This window comes from Microbacterium profundi (genome assembly GCF_000763375.1).
Lineage (GTDB): Bacteria > Actinomycetota > Actinomycetes > Actinomycetales > Microbacteriaceae > Microbacterium > Microbacterium profundi.
The window spans coordinates 135,164-149,349 of record NZ_JPSY01000002.1; the positions used below are offsets into that span (position 1 = coordinate 135,164).

A 14,186-nucleotide genomic window follows, 5' to 3' on the forward strand; every position below is an offset into this window, starting at 1 on the left:
TCTTTCGATGCAGACCTCAGGAAGAGGCTGGAGCCGCAGCAGGCGCCGGGTTGGCACTTGTCGACGGTTCCGATTTCGATGATGACGAAGTATCGGCCTTTCCGCCAGAGCCACTCCGAGAGTCGGTCCGATAGAATCCGGAGCCGTTGAACGTCACACCGATCGATCCGTACTGTTTGCGCAACGCGCCGCCGCATTCGGGGCAGATCGCGAGAGCGTCGTCCGAGAAGCTCTGGACGGCGTCGAACTTGTGGCCGCACGATGTGCAGGCGTAGGCATAGGTGGGCATATCGTCTCGGGTGGATCAGGGTCGCGATGGCGACAGGGTGAGCGTGCGGGTGGGCGTCACGATGCCGGTGACCGGCTGGTCGTGCACCTCGCGCGGGAGGGATTCGAGTACCTCGGAATCATAGATCACGGCGTACACGGGAGGGCATTTCTCCATGGATCCGATGGTCTTGTCGAAGTAGCCGCGGCCCCAGCCGAGCCGCATGCCCGTGGAGTCGACGGCAGCGGCGGGGATGATCATGAGATCGACGTCGTTCACGGCGATCGGGCCGAGAACCTCGCCGGTCGGCTCCGGCAATCCGAAGAGCCCCTCGGAGGTCTCGTCGGTGTCGTCGGCGACCGCCCAGTCCAGCAGGCCGTCCGCGCGCGTGACCGGCAGGAGGACTCGGATGCCGCGCTGCACGGCTGCGGCGACGAACTCCCGGGTGCCGGGCTCTGTCATGGCCGAGAGGAAGCATGAGATCGATTCGGCCGAGTGCGCCTCGATCAGGGCATCGAGCTGTTCACGGATGCCGGATGCCGCGGTCGCGCGCTGTGCGTCTGAGAGCAGTTGCCGCCGCTCGCGCAGCTCGGCGCGCAGCGCGCGCTTCTCGTGCTCGACATCGGTGGACATGCCTCGAGTCTACGTGTCGATGAGTGAGGAGCCCCCGCTAAGCTGGCCTGATGGGACACCAGAAAATGAAGGCAGTCATTCCGGCAGCTGGCCTCGGAACGCGGTTCCTGCCCGCGACCAAGGCGATGCCGAAGGAAATGCTTCCGGTGGTGGACAAGCCGGCGATCCAGTACGTGGTCGAAGAGGCCGCCGCAGCCGGCATCGATGACATCCTCGTGATCATCGGCCGCAACAAGAACATGATCTCCAATCACTTCGACTCCGTGCCGGAGCTCGAGGTGAAGCTCACCGAGAAGGGCGATATGGCCCGCCTCGAGCGCGTCATGAAGTCGAGCGACCTGGCCGACATCCACTATCTGCGCCAGGGCGAGCCCAAGGGGCTCGGGCACGCGGTGCTGCGCGCGAAGGCGCACGTCGGCGACAGCTCGTTCGCCGTGCTGCTCGGCGATGACCTCATCGACGAGCGCGATGAGCTGCTGACCACCATGATCGAGATCAACGAGCGCACCGGCGCGACCGTCGTCGCGCTGATGGAGGTCGACCCCTCGAGCATCCACCTCTACGGTGCCGCGGCTGTCGAGCAGACCGACGAGACCGACATCGTGCGCGTCACGGGGCTTGTCGAGAAGCCTTCTCCGGAGGACGCCCCCTCCAACCTCGCCATCATCGGCCGCTACATCCTGCCGGCAGCTGTGTTCCCGATTCTGGAGCGCACCGAGCCGGGCAAGGGCGGAGAGATCCAGCTCACCGACGCGCTGCAGGAGCTCGCCGCGGATTCGGAGGGCCCTGGTGTCATCGGAGTCGTCTTCCGCGGACGACGCTATGACACAGGCGACCGCGTCGACTACATCAAAGCGATCGTGCAGCTCGCGACGGATCGCGACGACCTCGGCGCCGAACTGCGGCCGTGGCTGAAGGAATTCAGCGAGCGCCTCTAGGCGTTTCGAGGGCGGGGATGCGCATGGATCTGCTGCCGGGGCACCGTCACGGTCCGGTCGAGCTGAGGCTCGTCCGCCCCCGCGATGCCCGCGTGCTGCAGCACGAACTGGTGAACAATCGCTCGTGGCTGCAGCGCTGGGAGGCGACGATCCCGAACGGATCGGCGTCGTTCGACATGCGCCTCAGCATCCGTCGCCTGCTGCAGCAGTACCGCGACGGCGGAGGATACCCGTTCGTGATGGAGCACGACGGCGAGATCGCCGGCCAGCTGAACATCTGGGGCGTCGCGCGGGGGTCGCTGTGCTCGGCGACGATCGGGTACTGGGTCAGCGAGCGGTTCGCGGGCAAGGGCATCACGCCGACGGCGGTCGCCCTCGCCACCGATGCGTCGTTCCGGGAGTTCGGCCTGCATCGGATGGAGATCTGCATCCGTCCTGAGAACGAGGCGAGCCTGCGCGTCGTGCAGAAGCTCGGGTTCCGCTACGAGGGACTCCGACGCCGCTACATCCACATCGACGGCGACTGGCGCGACCACTACGCCTTCGCGCTCACTCGTGAGGATGCACCAGAGGGCGTGCTCAACCGCTGGATCCACGGGCGAGCGCCGCAAGACGCCGCAATGGTTCCGCCGTCGGATCGGCTCTCGATCTGAGAATCGTCCACGCCCGGTCGCGACACGCGCCCGGGGTGAGGGGCAGGGGCGACCGGGTCGCATACCGTTGACCCTATGGATGGGCCGGTGCTGAGCGGGGGCGTGATCGTCCTCGTCGCCGTGCTGCTCTGGATGCTGTATCTGCTGCCTTCCTGGCGCGGTCGCTACCAGTACAACGCCTCCGAACGCAACGCGGTCCGGCTGAACCAGGCCCTGCGCGTGCTCGCCGAGACCAGCGAGACGCCGGCCGAAGTGCACCTCGAGCTCAACGCCCGCACCGCCCACGCCCAGCAGAAGCTTGCGAAACGGCTGCAGTCGGAGAAGGAGTCGGTCGAGCTCGTACGGCTCCGTGAGGAACTCGCAGCGACCCGCACCGACCCCGTCGTGAGGCAGGCGCGTGCCCGTCGGCGGGTGCGTGCGGTCGCGACGGTGCTCCTGATCGCAGGGCTGGTCGTCGCAGGACTCGGCGTGTGGCAGTTGCTGAGCGGCGGCGCGCAGCTGCTCGTCTGGACCGGCGGCTCTCTCGCACTCGTGGCCGCGATGACGCTGCAGAAGATGGCATCAGTGTCACGACGTGCGGCTCGTCGCCCCGTCTCCGTCGTCACCGAGAGCACGGCCGCGGGTCGTGTCTCTCCGCCGCTGCACGATCAGGGCCGTACATCGTGGACACCGAGGCCGTTGCCGGCGCCGCTGGTGCAGGTCGCAGGGTCGGCCACCCAGATCGCGCGGGCCGAGATCGACGCGCAGCAGGCGCTGCGCCGTGCCGCGCGCGTCGCAGCACTTCGCGAGCGTGCGGAGGAGATGGCAGCGCCGGCGCCGGTGTCGCTGCCCGCGGCCAAGGAAGCGACCTCGCCGTACGCGCGGATGGGGTTCGTCGACGACGCCGAGATCGAGCAGCATGTGCGGCAGCTTCTCGAACGACGCGCCGCCGGCTGAGCACCATCGCGACGCAGCCCACCTGTGGAGCGTGATAATCTAACTGAGGTTCACGGGCCTATGGCGCAGTTGGTAGCGCGCCTCGTTCGCATCGAGGAGGTCAGGGGTTCGAATCCCCTTAGGTCCACCATAAGAGTCTTACTAGAATCGCCGTCCTCTTCGATGCCGGCGAGGATCGCTTCGGTGAGACGACCCGAGAGATCTGATCCCAAGAGACCGCCCATATGGGCGGTCTCTTCTTGTTGTGGCCCGGTGTGGCGCGCGGCTTCGGCTTGAGCGCTCGCGTCAGCCGCTGTGCTACCCAAGTCGGCGCTGTAGGCCGTCCAGCCGCGCTGTGCCGCGAGGAGTTCCCTGAGTGGCTGTTTGATGTCGTCACCAATGACGTCATCGTTGGCGACGTAGAGATTGTTGAATATCGCCTGATTCAGCGCGCGTCGTGCGTCGTCGCTGGAGGCGACGTAAAGCGCCCGAACATCGGTAAGCAGCTCGAGGAACGCCTCGATGTGTGCTTTACCCGCGTTTAGGTCTGTGGTGGCAGTATCGAGTTGTTCTCGAACGCTCTCCCGCTCACGACCAAGCTCGCGGAGTCGTTGGCGGATGCGCTCGCTAGGAAGCGAAGCGTCGGCAGCGAGGTCGAGCAGGTTGTCTTCCTTCGCCCGAAGAACGACGAGTCGGTCTTCGAGCTGGGCGCGGCGCAAATGCTCAGCGTTGGCTTCGTCACGCATGGCGCGCTCAAGATTGTCGCGCACGATGTGTATGAACTCGGGGCTGAGTTCGACCTGTTTGTAATGCTCCTCGACTGCGGCTTCGATATTGTCGACGTTGGCGAATGGTGCGTCACACGTGCCGTCCTGGGAACCTCTGCAGAAGAAGTACCAGTACTCGCCGCCACCTTTGCCAACGGAGCGCTGCTGGATCAGCCGCCGGTTGGAGTTGCGCTCAAGGCGGCAGTGCCCGCACCAGATGCTGCCCTTGAGATAATGGGTGTAGCGGCGGCGACGCTCTCCCGACACACCTCGTGTTTCGAGGATCCCTTGCACAGCGTCGAACACCCCCTCGTCGATGAGCGGAGTGTGGCGTCCCTTGAAGACTTCGTCTTTATATGTGATCTCTCCGATGTAGTAGCGATCACGAAGCATCTGTTGGATCTTGGTATCCGAGACTGGCCCAGCAGGCCTTCGGAATTTGTCAAGGCGAGTGAGGCCGGTGGGTGTTAGGCGGCGAGTTGGATCTCGTCGGTTGGTGGCTGGTTGATCCACGCGGCCGGGTCTCGGTCGAGGATCTTCGGTCGCGTCTGTCGCGTCGTGAACCGTTCGGGGTGGGCGCGGCGGGCGGCCTCGAGTGTGGCGTCTCGGTCGCGGTCGATGGCGTCGGCGTGCCCGTAGTGCACGTCGGCGGGCGTGTGCATGCCGATGCCGGTGTGCCGGTGGTGGTGGTTGTAGGCGTGCACGAATTCGTCCAGGAACTGCCGTGCGTGGGCGAGGGAGACGAACCGGTCGGGGAAGACGGGCAGGTACTTCATCGTCTTGAACAGCGCTTCGGAGTAGGGGTTGTCATTGGACACGTGCGGTCGGGAGCGGGACGCGGTCACGCCGAGATCGGCGAGCAGGGTGCGGACGGTCTTCGACGTCATCGAGGGGCCGCCGTCGGAGTGCACGACCTCGGGGGTGCCGTGGATCCCGAACGCGTCGGTCATCATCTCCTTGGCGAGTAGGCCGTCCTCGCAGGCGTGCACGATGGCGCCGACGATGTAGCGGGAGAAGATGTCGATCATCACGTACGCGTCGTAGTACGTGCCTTTGACAGGGCCGGCGAGTTTCGTGATGTCCCAGGTATAGACCTGCCCGACGGCGGTCGCGATCAGCTCCGGCACCTTCCGCGGCGGATGGGTCGCGAGCCGGCGCCGCTCCCGTACCTGCGTGTGCTCGCGCAGCACCCGATACATGGTCGAGACCGAGCCCACGTATTCGCCGCGCTCGAGCAGGATGGGATAGATCTGCAACGGCGGCTTGTCGACGAACTCGTCACTGTTGAGCGTGGACAGCACCAGCGACCGCTCGACGCTCGAGAGCTTGTTCGCTGGGGCAGGACGAGCCGACGGCGGCTCGGGGTCCGGTCGGCGTGCGCGGGAGGCGGCGCGGGTCGCGGTCGCACGCGCCACGCCGGTCAGGGCTGCCGCCTGCCGGGTCGGCACGTCCGCGGCGGCCAGTTCGACGTAGGTGTTCATGAGCGCTTCCCGCGCCGCGGGTCGGTGTCCGCGCTCTTGGAGATCTGCCCCAAGAGCGCGTGCGCTTTTCCCATGATCTCCAACGCCGTCCGCGTCATCGACAACTCCACCTCGGCCTTCCGCAGTTGCGCCTTCAACCGGGCGTTCTCGGCCTGCGCGGCGCTGGGACGACCGACCGCTTCGCCGGGGTTCTTGCCCTCCAGCAGACCCGCGTCGCGCTGCTTGCGCCACTCCGAGATCAGCGACGAGTACAGGCCATGTCGGCGCAGGTATCCCGCGCCCTCACCCGTCTCGCACGCGACCTCGTACTCGGACAGGTACTGCAACTTCTGGCCCGGCGAGAACGAACGCCGACGCGTCGGCCCGTCCGGGATCGAGGGTGCGCTCACGACTCCATCATCGGCCGCGACGACCGCGACCGGGGAACTCAAACTCATCAGATTGGTGATCCTTCAACTCGCCCCACGAGGCGGACTTGCTATAAACCGGTGGACTCACTCAACCCTGACACGTAGGGCTTCGCGATGTGGCGCGAGTGAGCAAGCCGCGATCGGTGAGTTCATCGGCGATGTCCTGGTAGGTGTGGTTTCCGGTGGCGTAAAGCTCGAACGCGAGTTGGACGAATGGTGCTCGCTCGGTGTCGATCGCGACGGTGTTGATCTTTCGCCCGTCGACATTTTCCGTGACGTTGAGATAGCCAAGGGGTGCGCGTCCCAGCGTGCCGCCGTTCTTGGCCTTCTGAGCCATCTTGTACGCGATGTCGGCTCCATCTTCGCGGGAACGGTACTCGTTGAATGCGGCGAGTATGCCGTGCATCAGTTGACCAACGGGTGTCGCGTCGATCGATTCGGTAGCGGAGATCAGATTAACCCCACGCTTCTGGAGGTCTGCCATCACCACCGCGTCGTCTATGCGGTTTCGGGCGAAACGCGACAGCTTGTAGACGATGACGTAGTCGACATCCCGGTCACGCCGAATGCGTTCGAGCATTTCTTGGAAGGCGATGCGCTTTGTCATCTCCGTGGCGGATTTACCCGGCTCGACGTACTCCGCGACGATTGTGAGGCCAAGTTGTTCTGCCTTGCGCTGGCACGAGACGCGTTGGGCTGGGATCGAGATGCCCTCGGGGTCGTAGTCAGTGTTGACCTGCCCCTTGCTTGACACCCGGAGATACGTCACTGCGCGTGATCCGACCGGGACGTCAGCACCCCCGAACGCGGTCGACGTCGTGAGGTTGAGCGCGCCATCCGCTTCGTTCAGCTCAATCACGACAGGTCGTAGAGCTGGTGGCGCGGCAGTGAAAGCGATCGGTGTAGAAGCGTCAAGATTGCTCATTAGGGGCCCTCCTTCGATTAGGTCCTCCGGATTAACCCTCTTCTGGGCGAGGAAGTCCAGTCCAAACGGAGCTTCCACGGCAGTTTCATCGCTGCCGACCGGGGGCGCATGTCCGATGTAGTTTTCACCTCGCGCTAGCGCGTTCATGGGAAGTTCCACGGGCTAGCTGGCGAACGCATGAATGTACCCCTTCACTTCCACGAGGTCATAGATCTGGCGGAGCCGCTCTATCAGTGGCTCGTAGTTCCACTGGAGCGCTTCGAAGTCGACGCCGTGATCAATGCACCAGTCGGCAAGCTCGTTCTCCCAGTCCTCGAGTGGGCTGAGTGCTCGTAGCGCTTGCTCGTGGTTCTCGTAGCTGCCGGCGTGGGCTTCGCGGAATGCCTCCATGAGCTGTGGTGTGGTGGCGTCGACGTCGGGTAAGGAAAGAAATGCCTGGAGTGCGTCATCCTTCTCGATATCCAGGTTGATGAGTTCTTCGCACAGCGCGTCGGTTCCTCCGCTATCGACGGAGGCCGGAAGATGCACTCGGTAGGGGATGCCTTGGACGTACAGGTCCGTGCGGACGAGCAGTTTGTCGAGTTTCGGTGGCAGATGCTCGTTCATGAACTGTCGGCCGCTGCCGTAGTTCTCTCGCTGGACGAGGTACGTGCCTAACCAGTCGATCGCTTCTCTCACGTATGCGTCGGCGCTGGGGCTGCTGTAGAGATGGAGGTACTCGTCGCGCAGCGAGAGGTAGTTGGCTTCTCCAGTACGACCGAAGTTTGCGAGCTCGGATTCACGGCCGAAAGCTCGTCCAAGGACGTGGGCGATCATGCGGGCTGTGCTGTCGCTGATCTCGCCCTTCTCGGCCATCGCCATCGCGATGCCATCTGTAATGCGCTCATTGAAGCGTTGGTGCGCGACTTCGAGACGTCGCCAATCGGCATCGTCTGATTGCGCGGCTGGTCGGGGTTCGTGCTCGTTCATGATCGGCCTCCGGTGGCGAGGACGTATCGCCCGAGGGCGTCGACCCAACCCTCTTGCTCGAAGGGCACCCGGAGGTCGTTGAGTTCGGCCAGCGCTGTTTCGGCTCGGAGTTCTCCGGTGCCGGCAAACCAGCACAGCGCAGTGTCAATGCCGCCGTGGACGCTTCCGGCGATGAGCCGTGCAAGCGTTTCCGAGCGTGCTTCGGGATCCAGGGCGAGCCCCATTTGTATGAGTTGCATCGCCTTGGCGGTCTCGTCTGGGCTGACGGTGGTGATGGTTGATGAGTTCATATCGTTCCTCCTTTCGGTGAGGTAGTGATGGGTTCCGGATACGGGGCAAGCTGACGGTTCATGGACTCCGGTGTGATGACCCAGAACATGTTCGATGTGACGGTTTGGTCGGCGGCGATGGCGTCGCGGATGCGTTTGGCGCGGATGGGATCGGGCACGATCCAGACGATTGCCGGGAAGAGTCCGCGAGCTGCCTGTTCCGTCCCGGTGGCGAAGTATCGCTGGTAGATGCGGCACTTACGGAGCACTGCGGGTATGTGCTCGGTGCCGAGGTCTACTTCGATGAACGAGTGGGTCTCGGTGTGGGCATCTGCGGTGACGACCAGAAGGTCGGGCTTGAGCGTGATCTCCGCAGCACTGCCGCTGGTGAAGCTTCGCCAGCAGGCCGGTTCGAGTTCGAGCTCCAAGAGTTCGAAGCGTCCAGCATTCGCCTGTTCGATCAGGCTGACGGCGGTGTCAGCGACTGCGAGCATGTGCCGCATAAAGGTGCGTCCCGGCTCTTCGTAGCGTCGTCGCCCTCGGTCGCCTCGTCGGGCGCGTAGGAAGCGGTCACCGGCTGCGCCGAGCTGCCAGACGATGAGAGCGGAGCCGTGTGCGATGCCGCCGATGCGCCGCTCCAAGCGGGCGATGACGCGCAACTGCTCGAGCCGGTTCAGGACGCGCGTTGTGCCTCGGGTCGCGCTGCTGACAGTGGCGTGGTCGCCGAGTGGTGCGGCTGGCAAATGGAGTCGTTGGAGTTGGCGGGTGCTCAGGAGCCGAAATCGTTCGACGTCTTCGAGTATGCGAATGTCGCGGAGGCTGAGGTGTTCCTCGAGCCGGGCGACCCGCTGGGCACTCATAGCTGCCTCCGGCCTGTGGTCGGAAGATCCGCTGCAACGCAGCGGGAGTCCCAGCCAGGAAGTGGCCAGAAGGGGCGGAACAGGGGCGACAACGCTGGGGGTTGATCGTGGTGACACGAACGTCGAGCGGAATACTGACCGGATCCCGTCTGCCAGAGGAAGCCGATCATGTTCGCCTCGCCTTCTGGTGCGTTGGTGCCGATGGCGATTGCTGCGTGGCCGCTACTGGCTGCGGCGATGTGGCGGTCGGCTCGGCTCCGTAGAGGCGACGGCTTGCCTCGCGGATGGTCTTGCCTGCGCCGGTCTCGGGGAGCGGCGGGAGGACTGATGCGGAGCACCATTCGGTGGTCGTTCCACCGGCCACGAGTCGCGCATAGACGTGGTGCTTGGGGAGTGCTTTGAAATCTTCAGCGTTGAGCGTTGGCGCTTGCTTCGCCATGTCGTGGGCATCGTCTTGTTCGAGCGGGAAGCAAATTTTGGAGCGGGCGTTCGCATCGAATCCGGAGCGCATGGCGGCAGGCAGCTGCTCTCGATATTGGTGTGCGACGTGGAGGCCAACGCCGTAGGAACGGAAGACACTCATGGCATCCCCGATAGGTGTTGGCAGATGCAGATAGTTCTGCACCTCGTCGATGAAGATCATGCCGGGACGCTTCATCGGGTCTTTCTCGGCTGCGCGCTCAGTTGTGGCCAGAAACAGTTCGGCGACGATAAGGCTCCCTAGCAGCTTGGATGCCCCTGCGCCCACCAGCGCATCGTTCAACGGCACTAAAACGGTCTTTCGTTCCCGGAAGATGTCGCGCAACCGGAAGCGTGGCTGGGACTGCCCGAGGATACGCACGAGGGGCTTTCGCATCACAATTTTGCGAAGCTTATTAAGGCTCGGCGCGATCGCGGCGGCGCGTTGCCCGGGACGCATGGCTTCGAACTCATCCCAGAATGCGGCGAGTGTCAGGTCGCCCTGCACGGCGGCGATGACGGGGCGACGGAACGAGGCATCGGTGAGAAGTCGGGGCAGGTCGATGAGCGTGTAAGGCTCACCGCGAACTTGGCCCGCCCGTGCGAGCGAGAGAAGCGATCCCTGAATCAGGTACTCGGTGCGTGGTCCCCAGCCGTCGTGGAAAACAGCGGCAAGGGCGGAGAGGATGCCGTCGACGACAATGTCTGGATCGCGATCGCCGACGTCGAGCGGGTTGAACCCGACGGGTGCATCCTCGTCGCTGGCGTCGAGTACCACGATGCGACCGGCTGCCTCAGCGGGCGCTGTGTCGAGGATGCGGTTAATGAGCTGCACCTTCGGTTCGATCACGCAGCAGGCGCGCTCCGCTCTGATGTCCTCTTGAATCAGATGCTCAAGCAACGTGGACTTGCCGGAGCCCGTCGGCCCGAGTACCAGGGTGTGCAGGAGGCGGCTCTGTGGGTCGAGGCCTATCGGGCGGACTGGTCCGGGCGCTGTCCCGGTTGCGAATACCCCCTTAGTGCGCGACACGATCTCTGGAACCGGCAGCAGTCGTGGGTGCACGGCCGGAGCGCCGGGGTAGTCGCGCTCGCCGAGCGGCCATCCGAGTAGCGGTACGAGTTCGTCGACGCGGAGGCGAAGTTTGCTCCCACCACCGGGGCGTCCGGACTTCCAACGTGACGCCGAGTCACGAACCAGCGACAGCCGAACACCGGGGCTCTCCAAAGGCTGGAACGCACCGAAGACCTCCCAGGTGAAGGCACGGGTTCGTTTGACCGTCTCGGCAGTGACGCCAATGCGAAGCGTCGTTTCGAAGCGAACCTCAGAAGCATGCTCGTGTAGACGTTTGCGTGTATCTGTTGACGCTGGACGTGCGCCGTCGAGGATCCGCGAACCGAGTGGCTGGAGTGGGTCGAGGGGAGCGCCCGACAACTGTTGAGGCCGACGAACCGCACCCAGTACGACCTGGATGCCGACGACTTCCTCCTTCCGGCGGCTGGCCAGCGCCTGATAGATGCTGCCGACGATCTGCTCCGGTTCCACGTCCGCCAGTGGCAGCCCTCCTGGGCGGGCCGTTACTCGGTTGACCGTGGCCATGTCGGCGCGTTTGGCGGCCTCAAACCGGAGTCCGGGCGCCATGCCGCCAAAGAGCCGTTTCAGGCGGTGAACCGCCGTTGGGGCGCAGCCAAACGTCGCGACAATGCCCTCGTTACGGGCCTGCAGCTCGAATGCCACGGGACGCCGGATGTCGCTTGAAGCAAGGCGCATCAGCATGACAGCAACTGTCGAGGCGCTGAGCGGTCGGGCGAGAAAGAGCCGTGTGAAAACGAATGAGTCAGGCATGGCTGGCCTCCTCGTCTGTATGCGTTGTCGCGTGCGCTTGGGCAGCAACTTCGAGGCGTGCCTGCTCGAGGCCCGCAACCGTGATGATCTTCGCGACCTGTTCGGGACGGAGGTCGTGGTTGAGCTCCGAAAAGACCCAGACACGGCGTCCTTGAGTTTTGCGATAGCGGCGCTTGCCGCGGGCATGACTGGTCATGCGTGAACCTCCTTCCCACCTCGGCTTTGGTTTCGCGTAACGGTCGCGGAAGGACGTTGGGTTCGTCGATAGGCATAAGCCGGTTCGACGTAATGGGGACTGTTATGAACTCGAACGCCTGATTTGTCAATCGTTTTGAACGGGCGCGAGCGATGTCAAGCTGTGTGGAGTCACGCGGCCTTGTTTTGTGGTTTCTCGTTGGGCAGGTTGATCCCGACCGTGCCAGCGGGTGTGGGTGTGCTCGGGCGGGCGCGGAAGCGTTCCGGGTGCGCCTCGAAGTAGCGTTGCAGGGCGTGTTCGCGTGTCTGCCAGGCCTCGCGCCAGGATCCATCGTGGACCTGGGACGGGGAGAACAACGCGATACCGGAGTGCTTGTGCTCCTGGTTGTACCAGGGCACGTACTCGCCGAGATATGCCCTGGCGGAGTCGAGGTCGGCGAAGACTTTCGGGTAGCCCGGCCGGTACTTCATGGTCCGGAATCCCGCCTCGCTGAAGGGGTTGTCATCGGACACGTACGGCCGGCTGTGTGACAGTTCAGTGCCGTGCTGCTCTTTCAGGAAGTCTCGCAGCAGGTTCGATTTCATCGCGGCGCCGTTGTCGGCGTGCACGATGCACGGCGTGCCGTGCATGGCGATCGCCTGCGCGAACATCTCGACGGCGAGGTGGTCGGCCTCACGGTCCTCGACCCGCCATCCGACGATCTCACGGGAGAAGATGTCGGTGATCTTGTACGCCTTGAACACCACCCCACGCCACGGCGAGTACAGGTCACTGATATCCCACGTCCAAACCTGCCCGGGGCCGGTCGCCTTCAGCACGGGTTTGTTCCGCGGCGCCGTGCGCTCCTTACGAGCCGGGACCTTCGGGCGCAGCATCTGGTCCTCGATCTCCGCTGCGATCCGCCACCAGGTGCGGCGGGAGCCGAGCATGATCCCTTGGTCCCATGCCGAGGCGAACGCGTGATCGACGGAGTTCTGTCCCGCCCACCCGGACAGGATGTGCTCGGTGATCTTCTCCCGGTCCGGCTCGCTGATCCGCGACTGGTACGCCCGCTCGGTCTGCGGGATCGGATCGGCGACCCGGTCCCGCGGGTGCTGCCGGTAGTGCCACGTCGACCGGGACACCCCCGTCAGCTCCAGCGCCTGCCGCTGGGATCCGGTGATCCAGGCCAACTCCGCCACGAGGTCGTTCTCCATGCTCAGGAACTCGACGGATCGGTCGTCGTCGGGATCTCGGCGGGCTCTGGCTCGCTCATCGCGTGCAAGAGCCCGATAGCTTTTCCCAGCGCATCGTTGGTGTCCTCCAGCTCCCGCACCCGCGCGGTCAACCGCGTCACCTCGTTCTCATGCGCGGCGCGTTCTCTCGCACGCTGCTTCTCCAGCGCGGTGCGCTTGCTCGGTGGGATCGTCATACCACTACCTTCTCGCGGGACCAGCCCCCGGTCGAGGTCACCCTCGAACACCGCGTCGCGCCACCGCCGCAGCCGGGCATACGACACGCCCCGCGCGGCGAGCCACGGCCGCTTCTGACCGTGCGGCTGCACCTGATACTCGTGCACGATCTCACGGATCTCCGTGGCCGTGAACCCTGGACTGACAGTCATCACCCTGACTCCCTACTGATCATGAACGACTCACAACCAGCTTGACAAAGAGGGGCGTTGTCTATTCCACAACGACATAACAGAGGTGAACCTGCTTGAGCTTCTCATCGCCCACCCCACCAGTAGCGGTAGGCCCAGACCGCGGCACACAAGATAAGCGCGATGGCAGCGATCAGCAGCAACCAGCCCCAGAATTGGGCGAGGAGTTCGAGCGCGAGCCAAAGGGCGACGATGCCGCCGAGGACGAGCAGACAGGCGCGGAAGAAGCGCTGCACGATGTTTGGGGGAGTGTCGTCGGCCATCACTCATCACCTGCTCCCTCATGTGCGGCCATGCCGCGGGTGAAGTCGCTGGGCACTGGGTAGCCAGGGATGGTGATATCGGCGTCACATTCGTTGCCCCATATCGACCAATCGGCATGACTGTTCGGGCGCTGACGCGCGAACAGTTCCAAGTACGGGCCGTCGAGGACGCGCTCGATGAGCGGGATCATTTCCTCGGGTTTATGCGAATGGCCCTGACGTGGGAACAGCAGCGTCGAGCGTTGCCCACGGAACTTGAATGGTGCGCGACCGCGCACGCCGTGCAGCAGGATCTCGTGGGAGCCGCGGAAGTAGTTCCCGAGTCCCATGTAGTACTTGTCCCAGACGGCGTTCGTCTTGTACTCGAAGCCCCACGCCTTCATGACTTCGAGCGCCCCAGGTAGGGCGGCGTTCGTCGTCCACAGCAGAAGTGTGGCGTTGTCAGCAGCCAGGTCTGCGACCGGTAGTGCTTCTATTCGCGCGAGTGTCATAAGTTCGTAGTGCTTGACCGCTCCGCGGGCGCCCTTCTGGGCGATGTCCCATGGCGGATCTGCGTAGATCACCGCAAACTTCTTGCCCTTGTACTTGGTGGTGGTTGTCATGTCGATGTACTCCTCTCTCGGGCTCGCAGATGGCGCGAGCTGTGGAGACGGTTGACTGTGCACTAGCCCGAATCGGCCGTCAATCTTCTAGTC

The 14,186-nt window shown here is 64.2% G+C and carries 17 protein-coding genes, 1 tRNA gene and 1 pseudogene; 5 read left to right on the top strand and 14 right to left on the bottom strand.

Features of this window, described 5'->3' with window-relative positions; translation table 11 throughout:
- Positions 1 to 16: 16 nt before the first annotated feature.
- Positions 17 to 289 (bottom strand): FmdB family zinc ribbon protein, encoded by a 273-nt coding sequence (locus JF52_RS16975; protein WP_033106680.1) that lies wholly within the window; start codon positions 287 to 289, stop codon positions 17 to 19.
- 15 nt (positions 290 to 304) lie between these two features.
- Positions 305 to 901, bottom strand: a complete 597-nt coding sequence (locus tag JF52_RS0111195; protein ID WP_033106681.1) for a 5-formyltetrahydrofolate cyclo-ligase — start codon at positions 899 to 901, stop codon at positions 305 to 307.
- A 50-nt stretch (positions 902 to 951) separates the two neighbouring features.
- Between JF52_RS0111195 and galU the strand changes: the two genes are divergently transcribed.
- From galU to JF52_RS0111220, 5 genes are all read left to right on the top strand, one after another.
- Positions 952 to 1,839: a UTP--glucose-1-phosphate uridylyltransferase GalU gene (gene galU, locus JF52_RS0111200; protein WP_033106682.1), complete on the top strand. Its 888-nt coding sequence runs from the start codon at positions 952 to 954 to the stop codon at positions 1,837 to 1,839.
- A 23-nt stretch (positions 1,840 to 1,862) separates the two neighbouring features.
- Entirely contained in the window at positions 1,863 to 2,492 is a 630-nt protein-coding gene (locus JF52_RS0111205) for a GNAT family N-acetyltransferase (protein WP_084595841.1), read from the top strand.
- 75 nt (positions 2,493 to 2,567) lie between these two features.
- Positions 2,568 to 3,428, top strand: coding sequence for a hypothetical protein (locus JF52_RS0111210; protein ID WP_033106684.1), 861 nt, complete (start codon positions 2,568 to 2,570; stop codon positions 3,426 to 3,428).
- 54 nt (positions 3,429 to 3,482) lie between these two features.
- Positions 3,483 to 3,558: transfer RNA gene (locus JF52_RS0111215), tRNA-Ala, on the top strand.
- Between the two features lie 94 nt (positions 3,559 to 3,652).
- On the top strand, positions 3,653 to 3,952 hold the full coding sequence (locus JF52_RS0111220) for a hypothetical protein (RefSeq protein ID WP_033106685.1): 300 nt from the start codon (positions 3,653 to 3,655) through the stop codon (positions 3,950 to 3,952).
- Positions 3,953 to 4,504: 552 nt separating this feature from the next.
- Here the strand turns inward: JF52_RS0111220 and JF52_RS18025 are convergent.
- The 12 genes and pseudogenes from JF52_RS18025 to JF52_RS0111285 form a co-directional block, all read right to left on the bottom strand.
- Positions 4,505 to 4,567: pseudogene (locus tag JF52_RS18025) on the bottom strand (hypothetical protein); the annotation flags it as partial.
- Positions 4,568 to 4,641: 74 nt separating this feature from the next.
- A protein-coding gene (locus JF52_RS0111230) for an IS3 family transposase (RefSeq protein WP_235272326.1) occupies positions 4,642 to 6,092 on the bottom strand; the annotation gives its coding sequence in 2 pieces (ribosomal slippage) (positions 4,642 to 5,717 and positions 5,717 to 6,092; 1,452 coding nt in all).
- Positions 6,093 to 6,153: 61 nt separating this feature from the next.
- Positions 6,154 to 6,990: a recombinase family protein gene (locus tag JF52_RS0111240; RefSeq protein WP_084595810.1), complete on the bottom strand. Its 837-nt coding sequence runs from the start codon at positions 6,988 to 6,990 to the stop codon at positions 6,154 to 6,156.
- A 162-nt stretch (positions 6,991 to 7,152) separates the two neighbouring features.
- Positions 7,153 to 7,959 carry a hypothetical protein gene (locus JF52_RS0111245; protein ID WP_033106687.1) on the bottom strand — a complete coding sequence of 269 codons (807 nt, stop codon included), beginning with the start codon at positions 7,957 to 7,959 and terminating at the stop codon, positions 7,153 to 7,155.
- Positions 7,956 to 8,249: a hypothetical protein gene (locus JF52_RS0111250; RefSeq protein WP_033106688.1), complete on the bottom strand. Its 294-nt coding sequence runs from the start codon at positions 8,247 to 8,249 to the stop codon at positions 7,956 to 7,958. Before JF52_RS0111250 ends, JF52_RS0111245 begins: the two co-directional genes overlap by 4 nt.
- A complete protein-coding gene (locus tag JF52_RS0111255) occupies positions 8,246 to 9,088 on the bottom strand; it encodes a replication-relaxation family protein (protein WP_084595811.1) in 843 nt (280 codons plus the stop codon). The genes JF52_RS0111250 and JF52_RS0111255 overlap by 4 nt, the downstream gene beginning before the upstream one ends.
- Positions 9,089 to 9,254: 166 nt before the next feature.
- Positions 9,255 to 11,390, bottom strand: coding sequence for a type IV secretory system conjugative DNA transfer family protein (locus JF52_RS17285; protein ID WP_152594876.1), 2,136 nt, complete (start codon positions 11,388 to 11,390; stop codon positions 9,255 to 9,257).
- Positions 11,383 to 11,586: a hypothetical protein gene (locus JF52_RS17290; RefSeq protein WP_152594877.1), complete on the bottom strand. Its 204-nt coding sequence runs from the start codon at positions 11,584 to 11,586 to the stop codon at positions 11,383 to 11,385. Before JF52_RS17290 ends, JF52_RS17285 begins: the two co-directional genes overlap by 8 nt.
- A gap of 170 nt (positions 11,587 to 11,756) precedes the next feature.
- On the bottom strand, positions 11,757 to 12,782 hold the full coding sequence (locus JF52_RS0111270) for a DDE-type integrase/transposase/recombinase (protein ID WP_152594825.1): 1,026 nt from the start codon (positions 12,780 to 12,782) through the stop codon (positions 11,757 to 11,759).
- A gap of 2 nt (positions 12,783 to 12,784) precedes the next feature.
- Positions 12,785 to 13,189 (bottom strand): hypothetical protein, encoded by a 405-nt coding sequence (locus JF52_RS0111275; protein ID WP_033105362.1) that lies wholly within the window; start codon positions 13,187 to 13,189, stop codon positions 12,785 to 12,787.
- A gap of 104 nt (positions 13,190 to 13,293) precedes the next feature.
- Entirely contained in the window at positions 13,294 to 13,491 is a 198-nt protein-coding gene (locus JF52_RS0111280) for a hypothetical protein (protein ID WP_033106690.1), read from the bottom strand.
- Positions 13,491 to 14,093: an MT-A70 family methyltransferase gene (locus JF52_RS0111285; protein WP_033106691.1), complete on the bottom strand. Its 603-nt coding sequence runs from the start codon at positions 14,091 to 14,093 to the stop codon at positions 13,491 to 13,493. Before JF52_RS0111285 ends, JF52_RS0111280 begins: the two co-directional genes overlap by 1 nt.
- Between the last annotated feature and the right edge of the window lie 93 nt (positions 14,094 to 14,186).

Bases quoted from the DNA above. Each gene is read 5' to 3' on its own strand.
- JF52_RS0111245 (WP_033106687.1), bottom strand. From the start codon at position 7,959: ATGAACGAGCACGAACCCCGACCAGCCGCGCAATCAGACGATGCCGAT.
- JF52_RS0111210 (WP_033106684.1), top strand. From the start codon at position 2,568: ATGGATGGGCCGGTGCTGAGCGGGGGCGTGATCGTCCTCGTCGCCGTG.
- JF52_RS17285 (WP_152594876.1), bottom strand. From the start codon at position 11,390: ATGCCTGACTCATTCGTTTTCACACGGCTCTTTCTCGCCCGACCGCTC.
- JF52_RS16975 (WP_033106680.1), bottom strand. From the start codon at position 289: ATGCCCACCTATGCCTACGCCTGCACATCGTGCGGCCACAAGTTCGAC.
- JF52_RS0111270 (WP_152594825.1), bottom strand. From the start codon at position 12,782: ATGGAGAACGACCTCGTGGCGGAGTTGGCCTGGATCACCGGATCCCAG.
- JF52_RS0111220 (WP_033106685.1), top strand. From the start codon at position 3,653: ATGGGCGGTCTCTTCTTGTTGTGGCCCGGTGTGGCGCGCGGCTTCGGC.
- JF52_RS0111205 (WP_084595841.1), top strand. From the start codon at position 1,863: ATGGATCTGCTGCCGGGGCACCGTCACGGTCCGGTCGAGCTGAGGCTC.
- galU (WP_033106682.1), top strand. From the start codon at position 952: ATGGGACACCAGAAAATGAAGGCAGTCATTCCGGCAGCTGGCCTCGGA.
- JF52_RS0111240 (WP_084595810.1), bottom strand. From the start codon at position 6,990: ATGAGCAATCTTGACGCTTCTACACCGATCGCTTTCACTGCCGCGCCA.
- JF52_RS0111250 (WP_033106688.1), bottom strand. From the start codon at position 8,249: ATGAACTCATCAACCATCACCACCGTCAGCCCAGACGAGACCGCCAAG.
- JF52_RS0111255 (WP_084595811.1), bottom strand. From the start codon at position 9,088: ATGAGTGCCCAGCGGGTCGCCCGGCTCGAGGAACACCTCAGCCTCCGC.
- JF52_RS0111285 (WP_033106691.1), bottom strand. From the start codon at position 14,093: ATGACAACCACCACCAAGTACAAGGGCAAGAAGTTTGCGGTGATCTAC.
- JF52_RS0111195 (WP_033106681.1), bottom strand. From the start codon at position 901: ATGTCCACCGATGTCGAGCACGAGAAGCGCGCGCTGCGCGCCGAGCTG.
- JF52_RS17290 (WP_152594877.1), bottom strand. From the start codon at position 11,586: ATGACCAGTCATGCCCGCGGCAAGCGCCGCTATCGCAAAACTCAAGGA.
- JF52_RS0111280 (WP_033106690.1), bottom strand. From the start codon at position 13,491: ATGGCCGACGACACTCCCCCAAACATCGTGCAGCGCTTCTTCCGCGCC.
- JF52_RS0111275 (WP_033105362.1), bottom strand. From the start codon at position 13,189: ATGACTGTCAGTCCAGGGTTCACGGCCACGGAGATCCGTGAGATCGTG.